The organism is Streptomyces albus subsp. albus, from assembly GCF_000725885.1.
Lineage (GTDB): Bacteria > Actinomycetota > Actinomycetes > Streptomycetales > Streptomycetaceae > Streptomyces > Streptomyces albus.
In genome coordinates this window covers 382,547-404,015 of the sequence record NZ_JODR01000009.1, presented here as the reverse complement: position 1 = coordinate 404,015, position 21,469 = coordinate 382,547, and the positions used below count along the sequence as shown (strand labels likewise).

General features: G+C 71.7%; 15 protein-coding genes. 13 read left to right on the top strand and 2 right to left on the bottom strand.

Features of this window, described 5'->3' with window-relative positions; genetic code table 11:
* The first annotated feature begins 124 nt into the window (after positions 1–124).
* From fbaA to eccCa, 10 genes are all read left to right on the top strand, one after another.
* Positions 125–1,156 carry a class II fructose-bisphosphate aldolase gene (gene fbaA / locus IO40_RS0112620; RefSeq protein ID WP_016471909.1) on the top strand — a complete coding sequence of 344 codons (1,032 nt, stop codon included), beginning with the start codon at positions 125–127 and terminating at the stop codon, positions 1,154–1,156.
* Positions 1,157–1,350: 194 nt separating this feature from the next.
* Entirely contained in the window at positions 1,351–1,764 is a 414-nt protein-coding gene (locus tag IO40_RS0112615; RefSeq protein ID WP_016471908.1) for a DUF3151 domain-containing protein, read from the top strand.
* Positions 1,765–1,943: 179 nt separating this feature from the next.
* Positions 1,944–2,765 (top strand): tryptophan 2,3-dioxygenase family protein, encoded by an 822-nt coding sequence (locus IO40_RS0112610; RefSeq protein ID WP_016471907.1) that lies wholly within the window; start codon positions 1,944–1,946, stop codon positions 2,763–2,765.
* A complete protein-coding gene (kynU, locus tag IO40_RS0112605; RefSeq protein ID WP_016471906.1) occupies positions 2,758–3,999 on the top strand; it encodes a kynureninase in 1,242 nt (413 codons plus the stop codon). The genes IO40_RS0112610 and kynU overlap by 8 nt, the downstream gene beginning before the upstream one ends.
* Entirely contained in the window at positions 3,996–4,709 is a 714-nt protein-coding gene (locus IO40_RS0112600; RefSeq protein ID WP_031028273.1) for an alpha/beta hydrolase family protein, read from the top strand. The genes kynU and IO40_RS0112600 overlap by 4 nt, the downstream gene beginning before the upstream one ends.
* 973 nt (positions 4,710–5,682) lie before the next feature.
* Positions 5,683–6,081 carry a WXG100 family type VII secretion target gene (locus tag IO40_RS33515; RefSeq protein WP_016471904.1) on the top strand — a complete coding sequence of 133 codons (399 nt, stop codon included), beginning with the start codon at positions 5,683–5,685 and terminating at the stop codon, positions 6,079–6,081.
* A gap of 33 nt (positions 6,082–6,114) precedes the next feature.
* Entirely contained in the window at positions 6,115–6,429 is a 315-nt protein-coding gene (locus tag IO40_RS0112590) for a WXG100 family type VII secretion target (protein WP_016471903.1), read from the top strand.
* A 111-nt stretch (positions 6,430–6,540) separates the two neighbouring features.
* Positions 6,541–7,887 carry an EsaB/YukD family protein gene (locus IO40_RS0112585; RefSeq protein ID WP_016471902.1) on the top strand — a complete coding sequence of 449 codons (1,347 nt, stop codon included), beginning with the start codon at positions 6,541–6,543 and terminating at the stop codon, positions 7,885–7,887.
* A 55-nt stretch (positions 7,888–7,942) separates the two neighbouring features.
* Entirely contained in the window at positions 7,943–10,729 is a 2,787-nt protein-coding gene (locus tag IO40_RS0112580) for a right-handed parallel beta-helix repeat-containing protein (RefSeq protein ID WP_031175434.1), read from the top strand.
* Between the two features lie 389 nt (positions 10,730–11,118).
* Positions 11,119–15,174, top strand: a complete 4,056-nt coding sequence (gene eccCa / locus IO40_RS0112575; RefSeq protein WP_234324664.1) for a type VII secretion protein EccCa — start codon at positions 11,119–11,121, stop codon at positions 15,172–15,174.
* Between the two features lie 204 nt (positions 15,175–15,378).
* On the opposite strand, the gene IO40_RS0112570 is transcribed toward eccCa, so the two are convergent.
* Positions 15,379–15,624 carry a Smr/MutS family protein gene (locus tag IO40_RS0112570; protein ID WP_016471899.1) on the bottom strand — a complete coding sequence of 82 codons (246 nt, stop codon included), beginning with the start codon at positions 15,622–15,624 and terminating at the stop codon, positions 15,379–15,381.
* Between the two features lie 595 nt (positions 15,625–16,219).
* Here IO40_RS0112570 and IO40_RS34830 point away from each other — a divergent pair.
* Positions 16,220–17,128, top strand: a complete 909-nt coding sequence (locus IO40_RS34830; protein WP_031175433.1) for an RICIN domain-containing protein — start codon at positions 16,220–16,222, stop codon at positions 17,126–17,128.
* A gap of 1,127 nt (positions 17,129–18,255) precedes the next feature.
* Complete coding sequence (locus IO40_RS0112555; RefSeq protein WP_031175432.1) at positions 18,256–19,545, top strand: WXG100 family type VII secretion target; 1,290 nt, start codon at positions 18,256–18,258, stop codon at positions 19,543–19,545.
* A gap of 128 nt (positions 19,546–19,673) precedes the next feature.
* Here IO40_RS0112555 and IO40_RS0112550 read toward each other — a convergent pair whose 3' ends face one another.
* The gene (locus tag IO40_RS0112550; protein WP_016471895.1) at positions 19,674–20,312 is read right to left on the bottom strand and encodes a hypothetical protein; all 639 of its coding nucleotides are present in this window, start codon (positions 20,310–20,312) and stop codon (positions 19,674–19,676) included.
* A gap of 290 nt (positions 20,313–20,602) precedes the next feature.
* Between IO40_RS0112550 and IO40_RS0112545 the strand changes: the two genes are divergently transcribed.
* Positions 20,603–21,217 (top strand): hypothetical protein, encoded by a 615-nt coding sequence (locus IO40_RS0112545; protein ID WP_016471894.1) that lies wholly within the window; start codon positions 20,603–20,605, stop codon positions 21,215–21,217.
* The last annotated feature ends 252 nt before the right edge of the window (positions 21,218–21,469 follow it).

Sequence of the window (21,469 nt, the reverse complement as noted above, 5' to 3'; positions counted from 1 at the left end):
GTCAGTTCGTGAACTCGTGAATGCCCGGCGTCTGGAGCATTCGCCCCTGTCTGGGAAGATGAGCGGGACGATGACGTCGGTCCCCTGAGCAGGATCCCCATACGCACACCCGAGGAGCGGTCTGATGCCCATCGCAACCCCCGAGATCTACAACGAGATGCTCGACCGGGCGAAGGAGGGCAAGTTCGCCTACCCCGCCATCAACGTCACCTCGACGCAGACGCTCCACGCCGCGCTGCGCGGCTTCGCCGAGGCGGAGAGCGACGGCATCGTTCAGATCTCCACGGGCGGGGCGGAATTCCTGGGCGGCCAGTACAACAAGGACATGGTCAGCGGTGCCGTGGCGCTCGCCGAGTTCGCGCACATCGTCGCGAAGAAGTACCCGGTGAACATCGCGCTGCACACCGACCACTGCCCCAAGGACAAGCTCGACGGGTACGTCCGCCCGCTGCTGGCCGTCTCCAAGGAGCGCGTCCAGCGCGGTGAGAACCCGCTGTTCCAGTCCCACATGTGGGACGGCTCCGCCGAGACCCTCAAGGACAACCTGGAGATCGGGCAGGAGCTGCTGGCCGAGGCCGCCGCCGCCAAGATCATCCTGGAGGTCGAGATCACTCCGACCGGCGGTGAGGAGGACGGCGTCACCCACGAGATCAACGACGAGCTGTACACCACCGTCGAGGACGCGATCCGCACCGCCGAGGCGCTCGGCCTGGGCGACAAGGGCCGCTACCTGCTCGCCGCCTCCTTCGGCAACGTGCACGGCGTCTACAAGCCGGGCAACGTGGTGCTCCGTCCCGAGCTGCTCAAGGACCTGCAGGCCGGGGTGGCGGAGAAGTTCGGCAAGCCGGCCGGCAGCCGCCCGTTCGACTTCGTCTTCCACGGCGGCTCCGGCTCCACCGAGCAGGAGATCGCCACCGCGCTCGACAACGGCGTGGTCAAGATGAACCTGGACACCGACACCCAGTACGCCTTCACCCGCCCGGTGGCGGCCCACATGTTCGCCAACTACGACGGCGTGCTCAAGGTGGACGGCGAGGTCGGCAACAAGAAGGTCTACGACCCGCGCAGCTGGGGCAAGGCCGCCGAGAAGGGCATGGCCGACCGCGTCCAGGTCGCCTGCGCCAACCTGCGCTCCACCGGCACCCGCCTCAAGTGACCCACCAGGCGGTCCCCCGCCCGAGGTGACCCGCGGGACCGGCTCCAGGCCCCCGCGGCGTCCCTCCGCGCGAGCACCGCGTCACGAAGCCCCTGCCGGGCCCCCGACGGGCCCGGCAGGGGCTTGTCGTTAGGCCGCTTCCCCGGCCGGGGAGCCGTGTCCTGGCCGTCGGCGGGGCCAGGCACACTGGGGGCATGGCCATTCACGAGAACCTGCTCGGGGGTCCGCCCCCGACCCACCTCCCCGACGACCCCGAGCCGCGCGAGCTGCTCGCGGCCGGCACCGCACCCGCCGAGGTCGCCGCCAAGCACCCCACCTCCTCGCTGGCGTGGGCGCAGCTGGCCGACGACGCCTTCGAGGCGGGCCGGGTCGTCGAGTCCTACGCGTACGCGCGCACCGGCTACCACCGGGGCCTGGACGCGCTGCGCCGCAACGGCTGGAAGGGGCACGGCCCCGTCCCGTTCGAGCACGAGCCGAACCGCGGCTTCCTGCGGGCGCTGCACGCCCTCGCGCGTGCCGCACAGGCCATCGGCGAGCAGGAGGAGTACGAGCGCTGCAGCACGTTCCTCAAGGAGAGCTCGCCGACCGCGGCGGCCACCTTGGGCTGAGCCCGGCACGGGCCGCACGGCGGCGGCGGGGTCACTCCGGCATCGGTTGGCCTTGCCGCCGCCGTCGTGTTGCCCGCATCATGACGGGTGGGCCCAGTGGGGCCCGAGGGGACCGGGGCTCCGACGTCTCACGGAAAGGAGCGGACCGCTACCCGGCGACTCAGTGAGTGGAGACAGCGATGTCACACGACCCCCACGCCCCCGTTCTGGACTTCGCGGGGACCACGCCGTACGAGGACTACGTCCACGCCGACGTCCTCACCCACCTCCAGCACCCGCTCTCCGACGACCCGGGCGAGATGGCCTTCCTCGTCACCACGCAGGTCATGGAGCTGTGGTTCACCGTCATCGTGCACGAATGGCAGACGGCCGCCTCCCGGCTGCGGGACGACGACCTGGACGGCGCACTGGCCGCCCTCACCCGCTCCACCTACGAGATGGCGGCGCTCAACGCCTCCTGGGAGCCGCTGGCCCATCTGACCCCGGCGCAGTTCAACTCCTACCGCGCCGCGCTCGGTGAGGGCTCCGGCTTCCAGTCCGCCATGTACCGCCAGATGGAGTTCCTGCTCGGCGAGAAGTCCGCTTCCATGCTGGTGCCGCACCGCGGCACACCCAGGGTCCACGCGGAGCTGGAGAAGGCACTGCACGAGCCCAGCCTCTACGACGAGGCCCTGCACTGGCTCGCCCGGCGCGGCGAGGCCGTGCCCAAAGCGGTGCTCGACCGCGATCTGAGCACCCGGTACGAGCCCGACGCGGGCGTCGAGGCCGTCTGGGTGCGGGTGTACGAGGGCGCCGCCGGACCGGAGGCGCTGCGGCTCGGCGAAGCCCTCACCGAGGTCGCCGAACTGGTGTGGCGCTGGCGCAACGACCACCTGGTCGCCACCCGCCGGGCCATGGGCGCCAAAACCGGCACCGGTGGTTCCGCCGGGGTCTCCTGGCTGGAGAAACGCGCCGCCAAACCCGTCTTCCCCGAGCTGTGGACGGCGCGCAGCCATGTCTGAGACCCCCGCCGCCGGCGCGCTCGCCGAGGAGGCCCGCGCCCTCGACGCCGCCGACGCCCTCGCCCCGCTCCGGGACCGCTTCGTCCTCGACCCAGGCACCGTCTACCTGGACGGCAACTCCCTGGGGGCGCTGCCCGAGGGAGTGGCGGGCCGGCTGGCCGACGTGGTGTCCCGCGAGTGGGGGCGGCTGCGCATCCGCTCCTGGACGGAGTCGGGCTGGTGGACGATGCCGGAGCGGGTCGGCGACCTGATCGCGCCGCTCGTGGGCGCCGCACCCGGGCAGATCGTCGTCGGGGACTCCACCAGCGTCAACGTCTTCAAGGCGCTCATCGGCGCCGTCCGCCTCGCCCGCGCCGACTCGGCGCAGCGTGACGAAATCCTGGTGGACGCGGCCACGTTCCCCACCGACGGCTACATCGCCGCCTCCGCGGCACGGCTGACCGGCTGCACCGTGCGGGCCGTGCCCGCCGACGCCGTCTCCGAGGCGGTCGGCGAACGGACCGCCGCCGTGCTCCTCAACCACGTCGACTACCGCACCGGCGCCCTCCACGACCTGCCGGCCCTCACCGCCGCCGCCCGCCGCGCGGGCGCCGTGTCGGTGTGGGACCTGTGCCACAGCGCCGGCGCCCTCCCCGTCGGCCTCGACGAGCACGGGGTGGACCTGGCCGTCGGCTGCACCTACAAATTCCTCAACGGCGGCCCCGGCTCGCCCGCCTACCTCTATGTGCGCTCCGGGCTCCAGGACCGGTTCGAGACCCCGCTGCCCGGCTGGACCTCGCACGCCGAACCGTTCGCCATGGCGCCCGACTACCGGCCGGCCGCGGGGGCGGCACGCGGCCGGGTCGGCACCCCCGACATCCTGTCCATGGCGGCGCTGGAGGAGGCCCTGCGCGTGTGGGACGGGGTGCGGATCGAGGACGTGCGGGCCAAGTCGCTGGCCCTCACCGACTTCTTCCTGCGCTGCGTGGCGGCCCGGCAGGACGAGGGCGCGGCCGTCACGGTGCGGTCGCTGACCCCCGCCGAGCACGCCCGGCGGGGCAGCCAGGTGGCGCTGCTGTGCGACCCGGAGGACGGGGCCGAGCAGGTGATGGCGGAGCTGATCGCGCGCGGCGTCGTCGGCGATTTCCGGCGCCCCGGTGTCCTGCGCTTCGGGTTCACCCCGCTCTACACTTCGTTCAAGGACGTCGAGCGCGCCGCCCGCGTCCTGGGCGAGGTGATCGGGGGAGATCGGTGAGCCAGGACGAGCGCAAGGCCCTGCTGGCACTGGACCCGGTGCCGCCGGAGCGCCAGGAGAAGTACGGCCCCCACCCCTCCCAGGTCATCGACCTGTACGGGGAGAACGCCCCCGGGGGCCGCATCGTGCTGCTGCACGGCGGATTCTGGCGCGAGGAATGGGACCGCACCCATCTGTCGCCGTTCGCCGCGGCCCTGGCCGGCCAGGGCATGCGGGTCGCGCTCGTCGAGTACCGCAGGGTGGGCGGTGGCGGCGGCTGGCCGGCGACCGTCGAGGACGTGGACGCCGCGCTCGAACACCTCGGCGCCCCCGCCAGTGTGCTCTTCGGCCACTCCGCGGGCGGCCACCTCGCCCTGTGGGCCGCCGCCAAACGGGAGCGGGCCGCCGGACGCGTCGTCGTGGCCGCCCCGCTCGCCGACCTGGCCCGCGCCCACGAGCTGCGGCTCGACGACGGCAGCGTGGCCGCGTTCCTCGGCGGCGAGGAGAAGGTGGAGACCACCTCGTGGGACGCGGACCCGATGCGGCTGCTGCCCCGCATCCCGGTGGAGATCCTGCACGGCACCGCCGACAAGGAAGTGCCCATCGAACTGTCCCGGCGCTACGCCAACAACTGGGGCGGCCGGCTGCATCTGCTGCCCGGCGTCGGCCACTACGCGCCGATCACGCCGCGCACCCCGGCCTTCGACGTACTGGTCCGCTCGCTGCGCTGACCCGGGCGGCCCGGCGGCCCGGCGGCTCGGTGGCCCGGCGGCTCGGTGGCCCGGCCACACGGAAGAGGGGGCAGGTGCGCGGCTGTTGCTGCGGCACGGTGAACGGCTGTCGCCGCGGCCGGTGCGCGGCCGTTGCCATGGTCTGCCGGGTGCGAGCGTGCCGGGGCGGGCGCCGGTGGCGGACCGCGCACGGCTGCCGGTGACTTGCTCTGTTCCCGTCCTCCGCCCTCCGCCGTCCGCGACGTGGTGTGCGCCACCGGCATGGGCGGAAGCGAATGCCCGCATGGGGCAGTGGCCTTGTCGGCCGGCGTCCGCCGCGGAGCCCCGGAAACGGGCGGTAAACGGAAACGGGAAGGCCGGATTTGTTGCCGATTTCCTTCTGAGAGCGCCCGGTTGAGTTCCGTTGTAATTCCTCGTCCGTGTCTCCGTCGCCAGGTTGCGGCCCGGTCGGTCGCGCCCGGGGAAGGGAGAGTCCGGAGTCCGGTGACCGCTCGCCGCTGAATTGCGTCTGAACGATGTGAGTTGGTTCTTGGCCGCCAGTCGCTTTCGGCTCGGCGTCGGGTACGCTTCGACCGGAGCTGTCGTCCGGTCGTGGCGCAGCGCTCGACGTGCGACCGGGGAGGAGGTGCGCCCACGGTGGGAACCGAGCGGCCTACGCGGAGTGACGTGACTGTCCAGTATTCGGTCAACCCTGGGAAATCGGCGCCCTTTCCGGCGCGTATGCGCCGTCTTCCTCGCGTCGGCGCGGAAACGCTCACAGGAAATACACAACCGCGCGCGCACTCCCGTAATCAGTACGGAAGGGCGTCGCCGGCAACGGAATGTTGATGTGGCACAACGTGCCATCGGTGCGCCCCTTGTTCAATGACGTCCACGGCGAAAGTGGGCGAACTCCTCGTCGTCGGCAGTATTCGGCAGGAGGGCTCCCCCACCAGACAACTGACGGCTGGTCAGGAAGGAAGGCGAATCCGCAATGGCGGACCAGGCTGCCCAAGCAATAGTCGGTGGTGTGCACTACCGAGTAACTCCTGAGCGCGTGCAGCAGGCGTCGCAGGACACCGCGCTCACCGCCGGGCGGGTGTCGGCGGACATCCAGGCCCTGCGGGCGTACGCCGAGCAGCTGGGCCAGGCGTGGCAGGGACCCGCGCACGCCCAGTTCGAAATCCTCATGAAGGAGTTCGACACCTACGCCCGCATGCTGAACGACGCCCTCATGGGCATCTCCAAGGGACTCGAAGGCAACTACATCAACTACAAGGAGTCCGAGGCGCAGAACCTGTCGAACCTCACGGCGCTGGGCGTGGACATCCCCACGCCGAGCAGCGGCACCCAGTTCGCCGCCATGAGCGAGCGCGGCGCCAACTTCTCCTGACGGCCCCTCCCACCACCTCGACGCGGAGTACTCATGACCAACATCGACGGCGCCTCCATCCTCGTCCGGGCCGAACTCGGGGACGCTCCCACGCGCATCAGGACGCTCTCGGACAAGACGACCGACGAACTGCGGAACCTGAAGACCCGGCTGAGCGATGTCGCCGCCTCGTGGAACGAGAGCCAGGCCGCGACCTACTACCAGGACATGCAGAACGAGTGGGACATCGCCGCCGAGGGGCTGTTCGGCTACGACGGCGTCCTCGGCCGCATCGCCCACGCGATGAACATCAACTGGAACAACTACAGCGACGCCGAGTGGTCCAACGTCTCCACCTGGAAGCACTGACCACACACATGCGGTTCCTCGCGGGGGGCCGGAGTCCGGGTCGTCCGCCATCCCTCCCGGGGCGCGGCCGGGCAGGGCCCTTGAAGGAGCCGGGACAAGGAAGACGACCAAGTGCCCGATGACCGCTGCCGCGTCACCGTGGTCGGTGAGCGCAAGAGCGTGGATCTCGCGCTGCCCGTGCGCGCCCCGATAGCCGAGTACGTCCCCCGACTCGCCGGCCTGTGCGGGCAGGAGGAGTCGGAGGCGATGCCCCCGGTGTGGTCCCTGGCCGAGGCCGGGGCGCCGCCGTTCCCGCCCGGTGACTCCCTGGAGAGCGCCGGAGTCCTGGACGGCGCGGTGCTGTATCTGCGCGACTGCCGCGCGGACGAGGACCTCGACCTGTCCGTGACCGACCTCGACGACCAGATCGCCGCGGCGAACGAGGACGCACAGCTGTGGAACGCCCGCAACCGTGCGCTGTCCGTCGTCGTCGCCGGTCTGTTCGCCAGTGTGCTGGCCACGGTCCCGCTCGGCCTGCGCCACCAGGCCGGGCCCGCGGTGGTGATGTTCTTCCTGATCGGGGTGGCCTCCGCGCTGACCGCCTGGTACGCCACCCGCAAGAGCTGGCCCGTGCCCGCGGGCGTGCGGCAGGTGATGGCGCTGGCCGCCGTCCCGCTGACCGTCGCCGCGGGCACCGGCCTGCCGCTGGACGGGCGGGCGGTGTCCCTGGCGGTGCCCGCCCTGTCAGCTGTTCTCGGGGCGATCGCCGCACTGCTGGCCCTGCCCTCGGTGCCGACGGTGGTGGCGGTGCTCGTCACCTCCGTCATCGCGGTCCTCGTGATACCGCTGGCGCTGCTGGACGCCGGCCCCACGTCGTCGGCCGCCGTGGTGGCCGTCGTCATGCTGCTGCTGTTCCGGGTGCTGCCGCGGATCGCCAGCCAGATCGCCGTGCTGGTGCCCGGTGAACCGCAGGAGCGCCGGGGCCGGGAGAGCGACGAGGTGGCCGCCGCCGTGCGCCGCGGCAACCGGCTGCTCACCTTCCTCACCGTTCTCCTCGCGGTCGGCCTCGGCTGGGCGCTCGTGACGCTGGCGGCCTCCGACGATCCGTACGCCTTCGGCCTGCTGGGCTGCGCCGGGGTGGCGGTGCTGCTGGAGGCCGGCTCGTCGCGGCTGGTCCCGGTCGTCGCCCCGCAGCTCGCCGTCGGCACCCTGGGCCTGGTGGCCCTCTTCGTCCGGTTGCCGGAGGAGCTGTTCGACACCGTGCAGCTGGGCGCCCTGGTGGCGTTCGCGGTCGGTGTCGTGCTCACCGGTTGCGGCCTCGGGATGGCGTTCCGCGCCGCCGTCCGCCCGGTGGACCTGACGGAACGGGCCAAGTGGCTGACGGGGCTGGCGAGCTTCCTCGCCATCGTGTGCGTACCGCTCGCCGTCGGTGTGTTCGGGGTCTACGAGAGCCTGATGAACCTGGGGAGCTCGATGTGAGCGCGGCGGTCGGACTCCGCACCCGCCTTCCGGCGAGCGACCGGGTGGGGGTGCGATGAAAGGGGGCAAGCAGCAGCGCGTGGCGCCCGGCAGCTGGGGCGCGCACCGGACGATCGGCGCCGCCGTGCGCAGTGCCGGCCCCGGTGCCGTCGTCACCATCCGGCCCGGCACCTACCACGAGAGCGTCGTGCTGGACAAGGACGTGACGCTCGTCGCGGAGAAGGGCACGGGTACCGTCCGCGTGATCGCCGCGCGCGGCCCCGCCCTCACCACGCACGGCGGGGCGCCACAGGTCCGGGGCCTCACCTTCGAGGCGTCCTCGCCACGCGAGCCCGCGGTGCTGCTGCGGGCCGGCGAACCGGGACTGCGGGACTGCGAGATCAACGGCGGGCGCATCGAGGTGTCCGAGACGGCGACGCCCACGCTGACCGGCTGCACCGTGCGCGGCGCAGCGCTGGCCGCCGTCCGGCTGGCCGGCACCAGCCGCACCACGATGGAGGGCTGCGGCATCCACGACTGCGAGGGCGACGGCGTCTTCGCGGACGACGAGGCACGGCTGGAGGCCACCGAGACGCTGATCGACCAGGTGGCCGCACGCGGCGTCTACCTCGGAGGGGCGGCGCACGCCACGCTGACCCGCTGCGAGATCAAGCACAGCGCCGGTGCCGGACTGCTCGCCGAGAGCCGTGCCGGGGCGCTGCTGCGGGAGAGCCGGCTGCACGAGACAGGCGCCCAGGGGGTCCGGCTGACCGGCTCCGCCGGGCGCCGCGCGGGCAAGCGCGTACGCGCCAAGTCCGAGCTGCCGTCCGGCGAGGTGGCGGGATCTGCGCACGCGGACGAGATCTCGAACGAGAACGCGTTCGGTGTGCGGCTGCGCACCTGCGAGATCTTCCGCACCGCCGGCGCGGGCGTGCTGGCGGACGGCGAGAGCGCCGCGCTGCTCGACGACTGCCACATCCACCACACCAGCGGCGCCGCGCTGATCGCCACCGGCTCCAGCAGCCTGAGCATGCAGCAGGTGCGTGCCGTGGACAGCGAGGACAGCGCGCTGGTGGTGACCGGCCGGGCCGACACCACCGCCGAGGGCAGCACGTTCGCGCGCACGGCCGCGAACGGCGTCTACGCCGTGGAGGAGGCGGAGCTGACCTTCACCGGCTGCACCGTCAAGGACACCGCCTACACCGCGGTCCACCTCGGCGGCGGTGCCCGCGGCCGGCTGACCGGCTGCACCGTCAGCAGCACCCCCGAGTACGGGCTCCGCGCCACGGACCGCGCCGAACTCCTCGCCGCCGACTGCGAGACGAAGGACACCGAACTCGTCGGCGTCAGCGTGGACGGCGGTGACGCCGCGCTGCGCGACTGCCGGATCAGTGGCGCCCGCCTCGGCGTGCGGCTGCGCACCACGCACCGGCCGCTGCTGGTGGGCTGCGAGATCCGCGACACGACCGGTGTCGGCGTCGAGATCGGCCCCGGTACCGGTGGTCTGCTGGAGAACGTGACCGTCTCCCGCAGCGGCTCCTCCGGCATGGTGCTGGGCACGGACTCCACCATCGTGGTGGACGGCGGCGTGGTGCGCGAGGCGTCCGGCAGCGGGATCGTCGTCCGTGCGGGTGCCCGGCCCCGGATACGGGGCACCGCCGTGCAGAAGGCGGCGAAGAACGGGCTGTTCGTCGAGGAGCGCGGCGAGGGCCTGTACGAGGACTGCGAGATCACCGACAGCCGCTTCCCCGCCGTCTACGCGGGTGCCAAGTCCTGCCTCACGCTGCGCCGCTGCGCCGTTTCCGGCAGCGAGCAGGACCTGTTGCGGGACGAGGAGGCCGACGTACGGGCCGAGGACTGCGTCGTCGAGGGCGTGGCGGAACCGCTGCTGCCGACGCTGGACGGCGCCGGGGGCGGTGGCCCCGCCCGGCGCGTCGCCGTCGCGGGCGCCTCCTCGGGTGTCACCAGCAGGACCGGGGCCGGCGCCGCCGCCCAGAAGAAGGAGGACGACGACCGGTCCGCCGAGGAGCGGCTGGAGGAGCTGCGCGAGGAACTCGACCGGCTCGTGGGCCTGGAGAGCGTCAAGCGCGACGTGATGACCATGACCAAGCTGATGCGGATGGTCAAGGTCCGTCAGGACGCGGGCCTCTCCCCGCCGCCGCTCAGCCGTCACCTCGTCTTCGCGGGCAACCCCGGCACCGGCAAGACCACCGTCGCCCGCCTCTACGGCGGTTTCCTCGCCGCCCTGGGCCTGCTGGAGCGGGGGCACCTGGTGGAGACCGACCGCGGTGACCTGGTGGGCGAGTACGTGGGCCACACGGCGCCGAAGACGACGGCTGTCTTCCGCCGCGCGCTCGGTGGCGTGCTCTTCATCGACGAGGCCTACTCGCTGGCCCCGGAGGGCATCGGCAACGACTTCGGCTCCGAGGCGATCTCCACCCTCGTGAAGCTGATGGAGGACCACCGCGACGAGGTCGTCGTCATTGTCGCCGGCTACCCCGGGGACATGAACCGCTTCCTGGAGTCCAACGCCGGTCTCGCGTCCCGCTTCACCCGCACCCTCACCTTCGACGACTACTCGGCGCAGGACCTGGTGCGGATCGTCCAGCACCAGGCGGAGAGCCACCAGTACACCTGCGCGCCTCAGACGCTGGAGGCCCTGCACGCGTACTTCGCGGCGATGCCGCGCGGCGACGGATTCGGCAACGGCCGTACCGCCCGCCAGGCGTTCCAGCTGATGACGGAACGGCACGCGCAGCGGCTCGCGGAAGGCGATCTGGCGACGCTCGACCTGGCCGCCGCCGACTCCGACGTCCTCACGACGCTGCTCCCGCAGGACCTGCCTCCCGAGGGGGCGCTGTGAGCCGGCCGGGCCGGTGCGGCCCCGGCCGCGTACCCGTCCGGGGCCGGCGGCGACGAGGAGAAGAGGCCGGCCCGCGATGACGGACCCCAGGGCCCCGAACCATCCGCTCAGGGACCTCACGGTCGCTCTCGGCCCCTGACGGCACGACCACCGAGGCCGGCGGCACGGGAGCGGCAAGGCCCGACGGGCCGGCCAGCAGGCCGCCGGTCACCGCCCCCGGCCACCACCCCCGCCCCCGGCCCGCCACCACCAGCAGGCCCGAGCCCGTCCCCGCCCGCCAGGCAGACCCTCCCCGACAGGCCCGCTCGCCGACGCGACACCGTATTGAGGCAGCAACCCGCATGAGTCGAACCCCCTTCCACCGCCCGGTCCGCATCTCCCCTCCACCCATGCCGGAGGGGAAGACGACGCTGGCCACGCTGCCGCAGAAGCCGGAGCCGCCCGGCGCGGCGCAGTGGGTGATGCTGCTGCTGCCCCTGCTGAGCAGCTTCTCCATGGCCGCCTACATGATCGCCAACGGCCGGCCCTGGATGATCCTCCTGGGGATCGCCTTCGTCGTGCTGTCCGTCGGTGTCACCATCGCCGTGCGGATGCAGCTGCGTGCCGGGCGGCTGCGCAACCAGGAGCGGCAACGCGAGAAGTACCTGGAGTACCTCGGCGACGTCCGCAAACAGGCCCTGCGGGTCGCCGCGGAGCAGCGGCTGGCCGGTGTGTGGCGGTACCCGCACCCGGACCGGCTGTGGGCGATAGCCACCCGGAGGCGGCGGGTGTGGGAGCGCCGCCCCGGTGACTCCGACTTCCTCCACCTCCGCGTCGGCACCGGCACCGCTCCGCTGGCCACCCCCCTGGCCATGCCGCCGCAGAACGATCCGACCGTCGAGCTGGACCCGCACGCCCGGCATGCCGCCGCCGAGCTGGTCGAGACGCAGAACACCGTCGCGGGGCAGCCCGCATGGCTCGACCTGGGCTCCGCCGGGGTCGTCACCCTGCTCGGTCCCCGTGCGCGCACCCGCGAGCTGGCGCAGACGATGCTGGCGCAGCTGGCGGTGCTGCACGCCCCGGACGACGTACGGCTGGCCATCGTGACGGGCGGGAGCCCGGTGTGGGACTGGACCAAGTGGCTGCCGCACACCCAGGACCCCGACTCCGCCGCGCAGTTCCGCGACCAGGAGGTCGTGCCCCTGGTGGCCGCCGACATCTCCGGCCTCCAGGAACACCTCCAGGAGGTGCTGGAGCGGATCGCGGCCCTGCGCACCGAGCGCGCCAACCGGCTCCTGTCCTCCGGCTCGGACGCGCCGCGCCAGCGCGTCGTCGTCGTGCTGGACGACTTCGACCCGGCCGCGTCCTGGGTGCGCTCCTCGCTGGTCTCCCAGCTGCTGGCCGAGGCCGGCCCGGACATGGCGCTGCACGTCGTCTGCCTGGTGGCGGAGGAGCGGGACGAGCCGGGCCGCGTCGATGTGCGGGCCCGGGTGGACGAGGACGGCGCCGTCTCCCTGGAGGGCCGCGACAGCAGGCTGTACAGCGCCGTCCAGGACGCCGTCGTGGACGAGATGCAGCCGGCCGTGCGGGAGCAGGCCGCCCGCGCACTGGCCCCGCTGCGGCTCACCGGCGAACGCGACCAGGTGCTGTCCGAGAGCGTGTCGCTGTCCTCGATGCTCGGCATATCCGACCTCAACCGCCTCGACCCCGCCCAGAACCGGCGCAGCCCCGAGGACCCCGACCTGCTGCGCGTGCCCATCGGCATCGACGGCACCGGCGCCCCGCTGGAGCTGGACCTGAAGGAGTCGGCGCAGGGCGGCATCGGCCCGCACGGCCTGGTGGTCGGCGCCACCGGCTCCGGCAAGAGCGAGCTGCTGCGCACGCTCGTCATCGGCCTTTCGACGGTGCACTCGCCGGACCACCTCTCCTACGTGCTCGTCGACTTCAAGGGCGGTGCCACCTTCGCCGGGGTCACCGAGCTGCCGCACGTCTCCGGCCTCATCACCAACCTCGCCGACGACCTGGCGCTGGTGGACCGGATGCGGGCCGCGCTGGAGGGCGAGCAGCAGCGGCGGCAGCGGATGCTGCGGGACGCCGGCAACGTCGACTCGGTGCGCGAGTACCAGCTGAAGCAGGCCGCCGGCGGCACCGATGTGCACGGCAACCCGCTGGAGCCGCTGCCCTACCTGCTGATCGTGGTGGACGAGTTCGGCGAGCTGCTCTCCCAGCGGCAGGACTTCATCGACCTGTTCGTGCAGATCGGCCGCGTCGGGCGTTCGCTGGGCATGCATCTGCTGCTGGCCACGCAGCGGCTGGAGGAGGGGCGGCTGCGCGGCCTGGAGTCGCACCTGTCGTACCGGATCTGTCTGCGCACCTTCAGCTCCGCCGAGTCGCGCGCCGTCATCGGCACCTCGGACGCCTACATGCTGCCCGCCATCCCCGGCTCCGCCTATCTGAAGGTGGACGAGTCGGTGTACGAGCGGTTCCGCGTCGCGCACGTCTCCGCCCCGTACGAGCCGCCGCGCCAGGGCGAGGACGAGGAGGAGTACCTCGAACCGGTCCCGTACACCGTACAGGGTGATCTTCCGCCGCTGCCGGCCGACGCCGTCCAGGAGAACCGCACCTGGGAGTGGTCGGAGGACGACGAGACCGAGCTCCAGGTCGCGGTGCGGCACCTGATCAGCGAGGACACCCCGGGCCACCAGGTGTGGCTGCCGCCGCTGCCGCCCCGCTTCTCGCTCACCCCGCTGCTGGGCGAGCCGCAGCCGGACACGGACCGCGGACTGTGCTCGCCCCACTGGCCGGTCCCGGGCTCCCTCAAGTTCCCCGTCGGCGTGGTCGACCTGCCGGAGCGCCAGGAACAGCAGCCGCTCGTGCTGGACGTGGCCGAGGGCGAGGGCCACATCGCCGTCGTCGGCGCCCCGCAGACCGGGAAGAGCACCTTCCTGCGCACGGCGATGCTCAGCGCGATGCTCACCCACACGCCCGACGAGATGCAGTTCTACGCCATCGACATGAGCGGCGGCGCCCTGCACGAGCTGGAGGACGCACCGCACGTGGTGGGCGTCGCCGGACGCCGGGACGGCGCCCGCATGCGGCGGGTGCTGGCGGAGGTGGAGAACGTCATCACCGCGCGGGAGTCCATGTTCCGGGACCTGCGCCTGCAGTCCGCGGAGGATCTGCGAGCCCGCCGCCGGGACGGTGACCTCCCCGAGGGCACGGGGGCCGCCGACGTCGTCCTGGTCATCGACAACTGGTCGGCCCTCAACGCCGTCGACGACTCCTTCACCCCGGCCATCGTGGAGATCGCCAACCGCGGTCTGGGCGTCGGCGTCCACCTGTGGCTGACCGCCAACCGCTGGGCGGAGATCCGGCCCAGCCTGCGCGACGCCATCCCCGGCCGGCTGGAGCTGCGGCTCAACGACCCGGCGGAGTCCGAGATCAGCCGCGCCGTCGCGCGCCGGATGGGTCACACCGTGCCGGGCCGCGGGCTGGTCGGCAAGGGCCTCATCCACCACATCGCGCTGCCCCGCGTGGACGGGGAGGACAGCGTCGAGCGGCTCACCGACGCACAGTCGGCGCTCGTGTCCCGGATCGCCGAGTCGTGGAAGCGCCCGGCGCCGCCGGCCCTGCGGGTGCTGCCCGAACTGGTCACCGCCGCCGATCTGGCCGCCGCCGTGTCCGCCGCCCCCGCCGAGGGGCAGCGCTGGGCGGGCCACGGACCGGCGCTGGAGGAGGGCGAGGTGCCCATCGGCATCCGCGAGGCCGACCTGCGGCCGGTCGGTCTGGACATGACGCGGGGCCAGTCGCACTTCGTGGTCTTCGGCGACTCGGGCTCCGGGAAGACCGCGTTCCTGCGCCAGTGGATGCGCGGGCTGGCCGCCCGGCACACGGCGCGCGAGGTGCGGTTCATGGTCGTCGACTACCGGCGCGGGCTGCTCGACGCGGTGCCGGAGGAGTACATCGGCGCCCAGGGCGGCGACGCCGACCTCGTCGGACGCCAGGCCGCGGTGCTGCTGGACACCCTGCGCAAGCGGATGCCCCCGCCGGACATCACCGCTCGCCAGCTCAGGGAACGCGACTGGTGGCAGGGCCCCGAACTGTACGTCGTCGCCGACGACTACGACCTCGTCAGCGGCGGCCCGATGAACCGCGGTCCGCTGGCCGGACTGGGCGAGTTCATCACGCAGGCCCGCGAGATCGGCCTCCACCTGGTGCTGGCCCGGCGGGTCGGTGGCGCGAGCCGCGCCCTGATGTCCGACCCGCTGCTGACCCGGCTCAAGGAGCTGGACACGGACGGGCTCCTGCTGTCCGGCGACTACCGCGAGGGGGCGCTGATCGGGGACCACCGGGCGTACCCGCGTCCGGCCGGACGCGGACTCCTCGTCCGCCGGCGGCGGCAACCCACCGTGGTGCAGCTCGCGCTGGACGAGGAGAGGAGCGACGCCTCGGCCCAGGCGCTGTAGCCGCTGGAGGCGCTGGTGGCGTGGAGGGGGACGGAGCTGAAACGGGCGGGGCCGAACCGGGGGCGGGGCCGGGCGGCCCCGCCCCTTTCAGCTCCGTCCCCGGCGCACGGCGGGCCGACGGGCGGGGGTTGTCGCCCCCGGCCCCCGCGCCCGCGGACGGCCGGTATCGAGCACCCCACGGGCAGCGCGGGGCGGCAGCGCCGGCTAGGTGAAGTGGACGATGATCCTGCCGCTGTTGGAACTGTCGGTTTCCACCCGCTTGTAGAAACGCTTCATGTGCCGCTGGTTCAGGTAGGCGAGAACATGCTGCCTGAGTTGACCGCGCCCCTTTCCTGGAATGATCGCGGCCTTCGACTCGCCGGAGCTGTACGCCTTGAAGAGAAAAGCGCGCACGCTCCGGTCGATGTCGCGGTTGTTGCGGAAGATGGGATGCAGGTCGAGCGTCAGCACGGCAACTCCTCGGTAAGCACGACCGATGACGCGGCTCAGGGGGGCCACCATGCTGGCACAGCCGCCGATCGGCTTCAATCGGCCGGGAAACGACGCCTCGGCGGCAGGCGGGGACCACACCAAAGGCGCGGCGGAGTTCCTTTCCGTTTCCGTGAAGGTGGTGACCGTTCAACGACCGTTTCTTCTCCGGTGCCCTCGGGCCCTCGCCGGGCACCGGGTTTCCGTAATGTGGCGACGGGTTGTCCTACTCGGACGCCGCTGTTGTTTCCCGGCCGCGCCGGGTAGAGTGCGAGGGAGTTTCCGAACTGCGGTCGGTGGCCCGGAATTCCGCGCCCGGCTTTCGCGTGCCCGCCCGAGCCGGTCACCCCGGGCCCGGGCAGCGGTCGCCCCCGTCAGCCCTTCCGGTGCAGCCCGCCCTCGCCGCACGGCCCGGCACCCCACGCCCTGCCGGTGCGGTGACCGGGGGAGGCGCCGGCCCACGGCGTCGCGGCCGTGAACTCTTCGGGTCCCGGCAGCATCTCATCACACGGGCCGGTGACGCGGGACCACCACCGCCGTGGGGTCAGGAGGAGCAGATGAGGGGTTGGGAAGACCAGTGAGCGAGTCGCAGAACGAAGACGCCAAGCGGCGGGAGCGGGCCCGCCGGATCGACGCGTTGACGGAAGCGGCCCGGCAGCCCGGTGAGGGCCCCCGGCTCGGTACCCGGATAGCGGGTGCGGTCGCCGTGGTGGCGCTGGTCGCGGGCGCCACCCTGGGCATCGGTGCCTGGAACTCGTACAAGACGGAACAGGCCGCCAAGGAGAAGAAGGCCGCCGCGGCGTGGAAGAAGCAGCAGGCCGCCTCCCGGAAGTCCACGCTGAAGACGCCGTCGCCGAGCGCGCCGAAGAAGACGAGGAAGAACGAGCTGCCCACGCTCACCAAGCAGCGCTCGGACGGTGGCGGCACCACGGCCAAGGCGAAGAAGATCGAGAAGCCGGACCAGACGGTGAAGAAGCCGAAGTCGAAGGTGCGGCTGAACAACAAGCTGAAGATGGCCGGCGCCGGCTACTCCCGCGTCGTGCTGGTCAACCACGACAGCAAGCAGTGCGCCGACATCCCCAACTTCGGCCCCCAGCCCGGCGGTGTCCCCGTCAACCAGTACCCCTGCAACACGAGCACCCACGACAACCAGCAGTGGAACATCAGCGTCTCGCACCCGGGCGCCGGCGCCGAGGGCGGCGACCTGGTGATGGTGGCCAACGCCAAGGACGGGCACTGCTTCGACCTCCCCGAGGGCGGGGGCAAGCCCCCCGGCACGCCCCTCATCACGGCCGACTGCAACGGCAGTATGGACGACAACCAGCAGTGGCGGATCGAGGATCTGCCGGACGGCCGGAAAAAGTTCCACAACTTCGCCAGCGACGGGCTGTGCCTCCAGGTGAACAACAATTCCCACACCAACGACGCTCCGCTGATCGTCGGCGACTGCCAGGCCCCCTCGTCCAACTGGCTGCTGCGGAAGTGAGGAACGGCCGAGGCCGATGGACGGATGACTGGCCGGCGGGCGGCTGAGGCTTCCGCCGGCCTTCTCCGGTCCGGCACGCCGCGGCTGCCGCTTCACACACGCCCTGCGGCCGCTCCGCCGCGCCCATACGGCACCCGCCGCACGGCAGACGACCGATTCGAGCCCGCCAACCCACGGCAAACGGGCACGGAAAAGCGGGAAACCGGGCACCGGGATGACCGGTGCGGGGCGGCGTCGGCTGTCTTCGGGCGGCCGTCGGCAAGCCATCGGCACTGCCCGGTGCCGACTTTTGCAACAGGCGGCAGACGAACTCCGCGAAAGGCGAAACGGAACCGTGTGAAGCCTGAAAGGGCAAAAGCAGCAGCGGTGGGAACCGCCCGTGCCCGGATGGCGGCGCGCCGCGCGGGAGGTGAACGATTTATGACCGGAAGCACGGCGTCTGCGGCGCCAACCGCGCCAATTGACGTGAAAACTTGACGCGCTATAGAGTCATTTCGACCTGGGGGTGGCGCCGGACACGGAATTCGCGGGTCCTTCTCCTGCGACCGCGGCGCCGGTCGGAGGCGTGCCGTATGACTGGGACCAGGAGAACGCGATGGAGCAGGCCGAGCGTCGAAGCACGGAATGGGGACCATTCCGGGGTGCCGCTGCCGCCGGTCTCCACGGGGACCGGCCACGCGACAGGCGGGTGCGCGGCGCACCGGGTCCGACCCGGGCTGGATAACGTGCGGCACGCACTTCGCGGAATGACGACGGCCGACGGTAATTGAACGCATGCGTTCAGGCATGTATGTCCCCCATCGGCCTTCACGGATCTCCGCCGGACAACGTTGTGGGTGATCCGAGACCGGGAACCGACCGGTCGGTACGCAGATTTCAGCACACCGCGGCTTCGCGGCCGTCGCCAGCGGCGCCCACCCCGCGCCCACCGCCGCCCTCCGAGCGCGTTTTCGGGCCGCGCCCGGAAGGCGCGGAGAACGCGTAACGCGCGAAACACGCGAGAAATATGACCCCGGGCGAGAACCGGTACTCAGCAACCAGCATCCAACCCAGGTAGTCACCGGGGAGGGCCACCGCATGGACAACGAGCAGCCCGCAGCCGTCACGAGGAAGGGGTGTGCTGAGGAATGAGCGACGACGGCAGCAACGCGGCGGCCGGGAGCGGCATAGCGCCCCCGCCGATGCCCGGTCTGGGTCCGCCGGCCGGCAGCACGGACGGCAGCGCCCCTCCGGTGCCCGAATCGTGGCAGCAGCAGGCGAACGCCGACCAGATCGGCGACTATGCCCGGACGCCCTACCCCTCCCCTCCCTCGACGGAGCAGTCCACCGGTGCGGGCGCCGGCGCAGGGGCGCCGCCCGCGGGGACGGAGGGCGGCACCGGTGGCGACGGCGGCGGCGCGCCGTCCGACTACTCACTGGCGCAGTTCCATGTGGACCTCCAGGCGCTGTCCGACGCCACGACTGAGGTGGGCCACGTCTCCACCGAGATCGCGGGCTACATGAGGACGATCAGCGCCCTCGCCACCCAGCTCCACGACCACTGGGACGGCCCGGCGTACCTCTCCTTCGGCTCGGTCCAGCAGTGGTTCCAGCACACCGAGAAGCAGTTGCACGACCTTCTGGACGAGATCGTCCGCAGGATGAAGATCTCCTACGACAACTTCCGCCAGGCCGAGGCGGCGAACTTCGCCAACCTCCTGGGCTCCGAGCAACAACTCGCGGGTACGCCCCAACCGTCGCGGCCGCGCGAGGTCTATGTGCTGGAGCATGCGGGAGCTGACGGCGCGCCTGTGGACGGTGGTGCTGGTAGGGAGGGTCCGCGGGTTCTGCTTCCGGCTCCGGAGGGTGTGACGGGCCCGTTCAAGCCGGAGACGGTGCCGCTGGATGAGTATCTGAGTGGTGCTGGAGGTGATGGTTCGGCTGGTGTTGATGCCGGTGGTGCGGTGCCGTCGTTGCCGCGTGAGGAGTGGGTGGTTGAGCATGTGAATCCTGATGGCACGCCGGTGGATGGCGGGGCTGGTCAGGGCGAGGGTGGTGGGGTGCCGTCGCTGCCGCGCAAGGAGTGGGTGGTTGAGCATGTGAATGCTGATGGCACGCCTGTGGGCGGGGTGGGGTCAGGTGGCGGGGACCAGGGTGCTGCGGCGTCGGTGGCTGAGGGTGCGCACGAGGAGGGGCCGCGGGTTTTGCTTCCGGCTCCGGAGGGTGTGACGGGCCCGTTCAAGCCGGAGACCGTGCCGCTGGATGAGTATCTGAGTGGTGCTGGTGCGGCTGGTGCTGGAGGTGACGGTTCGGCCGGTGCTGATGCCGGTGGTGGGGTGCCGTCGCTGCCGCGCGAGGAGTGGGTGATCGAGCACGTCAACGCCGACGGCACGCCCGTGACGGAGCCTTCCCCCGGCGACGGCGGTGGGCAGGGCTGATGAGCGTCCGAAGAGCGGCGGACGTCCGCACCGCTGCCCGCCACTGTGGTGGCCGAGGCCCGCTTCTGGAGCCGGACATACGAGGAGCCGGGCACCCTCGTGGTGCCCGGCTCCGTCCCGGCGCGGTGTCAGCCTCCGGGCGGCGGGGGGAACCGGGATTCCCGGTCGGCCTGGCTGTACATCTGCCCGGCTATGTTGATCATGGCGATGTACTCGCCGGTGGCCGCCAGGACGCTGCCGACCTGCGCCAGGGCTTTCTCCATCATCGGCACCATGGTGGCGCCGAACTCGTCACCGTTGAAGTCGGCCGGCTCGTTGTGGTGCTGGCGGTCGCTGCCCATGCCGTTACCCATGGAGACCGGGATGGCGGACTCGGTGTCGTACTCGTGCCGCAGGCCCTGGCCGAAGACGTGGTCCTTCTCCGCGAGGAACTTCGTGCGCAGCTCCTCGTAGCCGTCCACGGCGGTGCGGGTGCTGTTGAGCATGCTCTGCTCGGCTTCCCGCACCTCGCCGGCCTTGAAGGTGAAGTTCGTGTCAGGCGAGAACGTCGGTTTCTCTCCGCCGCCGCCCGACTGCTCCTCCAGCGGGGGCTTGTCGTTGAAGGACGGCAGCTTGTCCCAGGCGGTGTCGAGGGCCGGGACTTCACCGCTGAAGTCCTTGCCCTTGTCGGGGTTGGCCTCCGCCTGATCGTCCGAGTTCTTGGAGTCGTCGTCGGGCGGGGGCTGGAGCGGATGCGAGTCGTACTGAGAGTTGATCGGGTCGGTCATCGTCTGCCGTCTCTCTTCAGGAGGGCCGATCTGGTGCTGCGGTCGCCCGGGAGGCCGTGGGCCCGCGTCCGGGATGCCCACGTTTATCAGACTCCAGTCGGTAATGTCAGTGATGCGTGGCACTTCATGTACGTACATAAGAGGAAATATCCTGCGGCTGCGCGGAGTTGCGGTGGTTCCGGAGTCAGTCCCCGGACGGGTTGTGCGCCCGGGACAGCACGACGGGGACCGGGCGGGACCGTGAAGGTCGCGGTCCATGCGAAGGGTCCGATACGGAAGGGAGAGGCAGCATGAGCGAGGGCGACGGGACGGATCCCGGGCAGGTGTTGCTGGCCGCCGGGCTCGCGTACAGGACCCGCATGGACTACGACTGGACCACCCTGCGGGCGCATCCGCAGGAGATGGACCTGCTGGCCACGAAGTTGGGGTGGCTGGCGGACCAGGTGGCCGGCCGTATCCACCACATCAACGAGATCCTCAACAGTCTTCACCTCCAGTGGCAGGGCGAGTCCGCGGAGGAGCAGAAGGACATCAGCGACAGGTGGCTGCGCGTCTTCAGCGCTCTCTTCGGGACCAAGGACCACCCGGAGACGGGTGTGCTGAACGCGCTCGTCGGTGGGGTGCAGAAGGCGGCCGGCAACTTCGGGCAGGCCGACGACCACGCCTGGAAGATGTTCAACGATTACCACATGGCGCTGACGGCGCCCCCCATGGACCAGATCATTGCCGGGACGGCCATGATCGGGTCCGCCGACCCGGAGGCCACCTACCAGTCCGTGCTGGACCAGCTGCACAAGCAGCCGGAGGATCAGATGAACACCGACCGCACCGCGGTCACCGCCGACTACCCCGGTGACGACGGGACAGCTCTGCAACAGACAAAACACAGCGACAAGGACGGGTGAGGTCCGCGCACGAGTGGGCCGAGCGCCCGGGGGCCGTGCCGTCGCAGGCACCGTACGGCTCCGGCCCCCGCCCCACGCGTCCGTACCAGCCGCACCCGCACCAGCCGCATCCGCCGCCGTACCAGGGCAGCCGCACCACCCGCACCCTCAGCCACCCCCGCAGCAGCTAGACAGCTAGGCAGCACACCCCATGAGTCGAAGCCCGAACCACCGCCTTATCCGCAGCGCCTCGCCGGTCACGCCGGGGCGGAC

Coding starts and splice junctions, on each gene's coding strand:
- IO40_RS0112590 (WP_016471903.1), top strand. CDS start 6,115: ATGACCAACATCGACGGCGCCTCCATCCTCGTCCGGGCCGAACTCGGG.
- IO40_RS0112615 (WP_016471908.1), top strand. CDS start 1,351: ATGGCCATTCACGAGAACCTGCTCGGGGGTCCGCCCCCGACCCACCTC.
- kynU (WP_016471906.1), top strand. CDS start 2,758: ATGTCTGAGACCCCCGCCGCCGGCGCGCTCGCCGAGGAGGCCCGCGCC.
- IO40_RS0112610 (WP_016471907.1), top strand. CDS start 1,944: ATGTCACACGACCCCCACGCCCCCGTTCTGGACTTCGCGGGGACCACG.
- IO40_RS0112580 (WP_031175434.1), top strand. CDS start 7,943: ATGAAAGGGGGCAAGCAGCAGCGCGTGGCGCCCGGCAGCTGGGGCGCG.
- IO40_RS0112550 (WP_016471895.1), bottom strand. CDS start 20,312: ATGACCGACCCGATCAACTCTCAGTACGACTCGCATCCGCTCCAGCCC.
- IO40_RS0112555 (WP_031175432.1), top strand. CDS start 18,256: ATGAGCGACGACGGCAGCAACGCGGCGGCCGGGAGCGGCATAGCGCCC.
- fbaA (WP_016471909.1), top strand. CDS start 125: ATGCCCATCGCAACCCCCGAGATCTACAACGAGATGCTCGACCGGGCG.
- eccCa (WP_234324664.1), top strand. CDS start 11,119: ATGCCGGAGGGGAAGACGACGCTGGCCACGCTGCCGCAGAAGCCGGAG.
- IO40_RS33515 (WP_016471904.1), top strand. CDS start 5,683: ATGGCGGACCAGGCTGCCCAAGCAATAGTCGGTGGTGTGCACTACCGA.
- IO40_RS0112545 (WP_016471894.1), top strand. CDS start 20,603: ATGAGCGAGGGCGACGGGACGGATCCCGGGCAGGTGTTGCTGGCCGCC.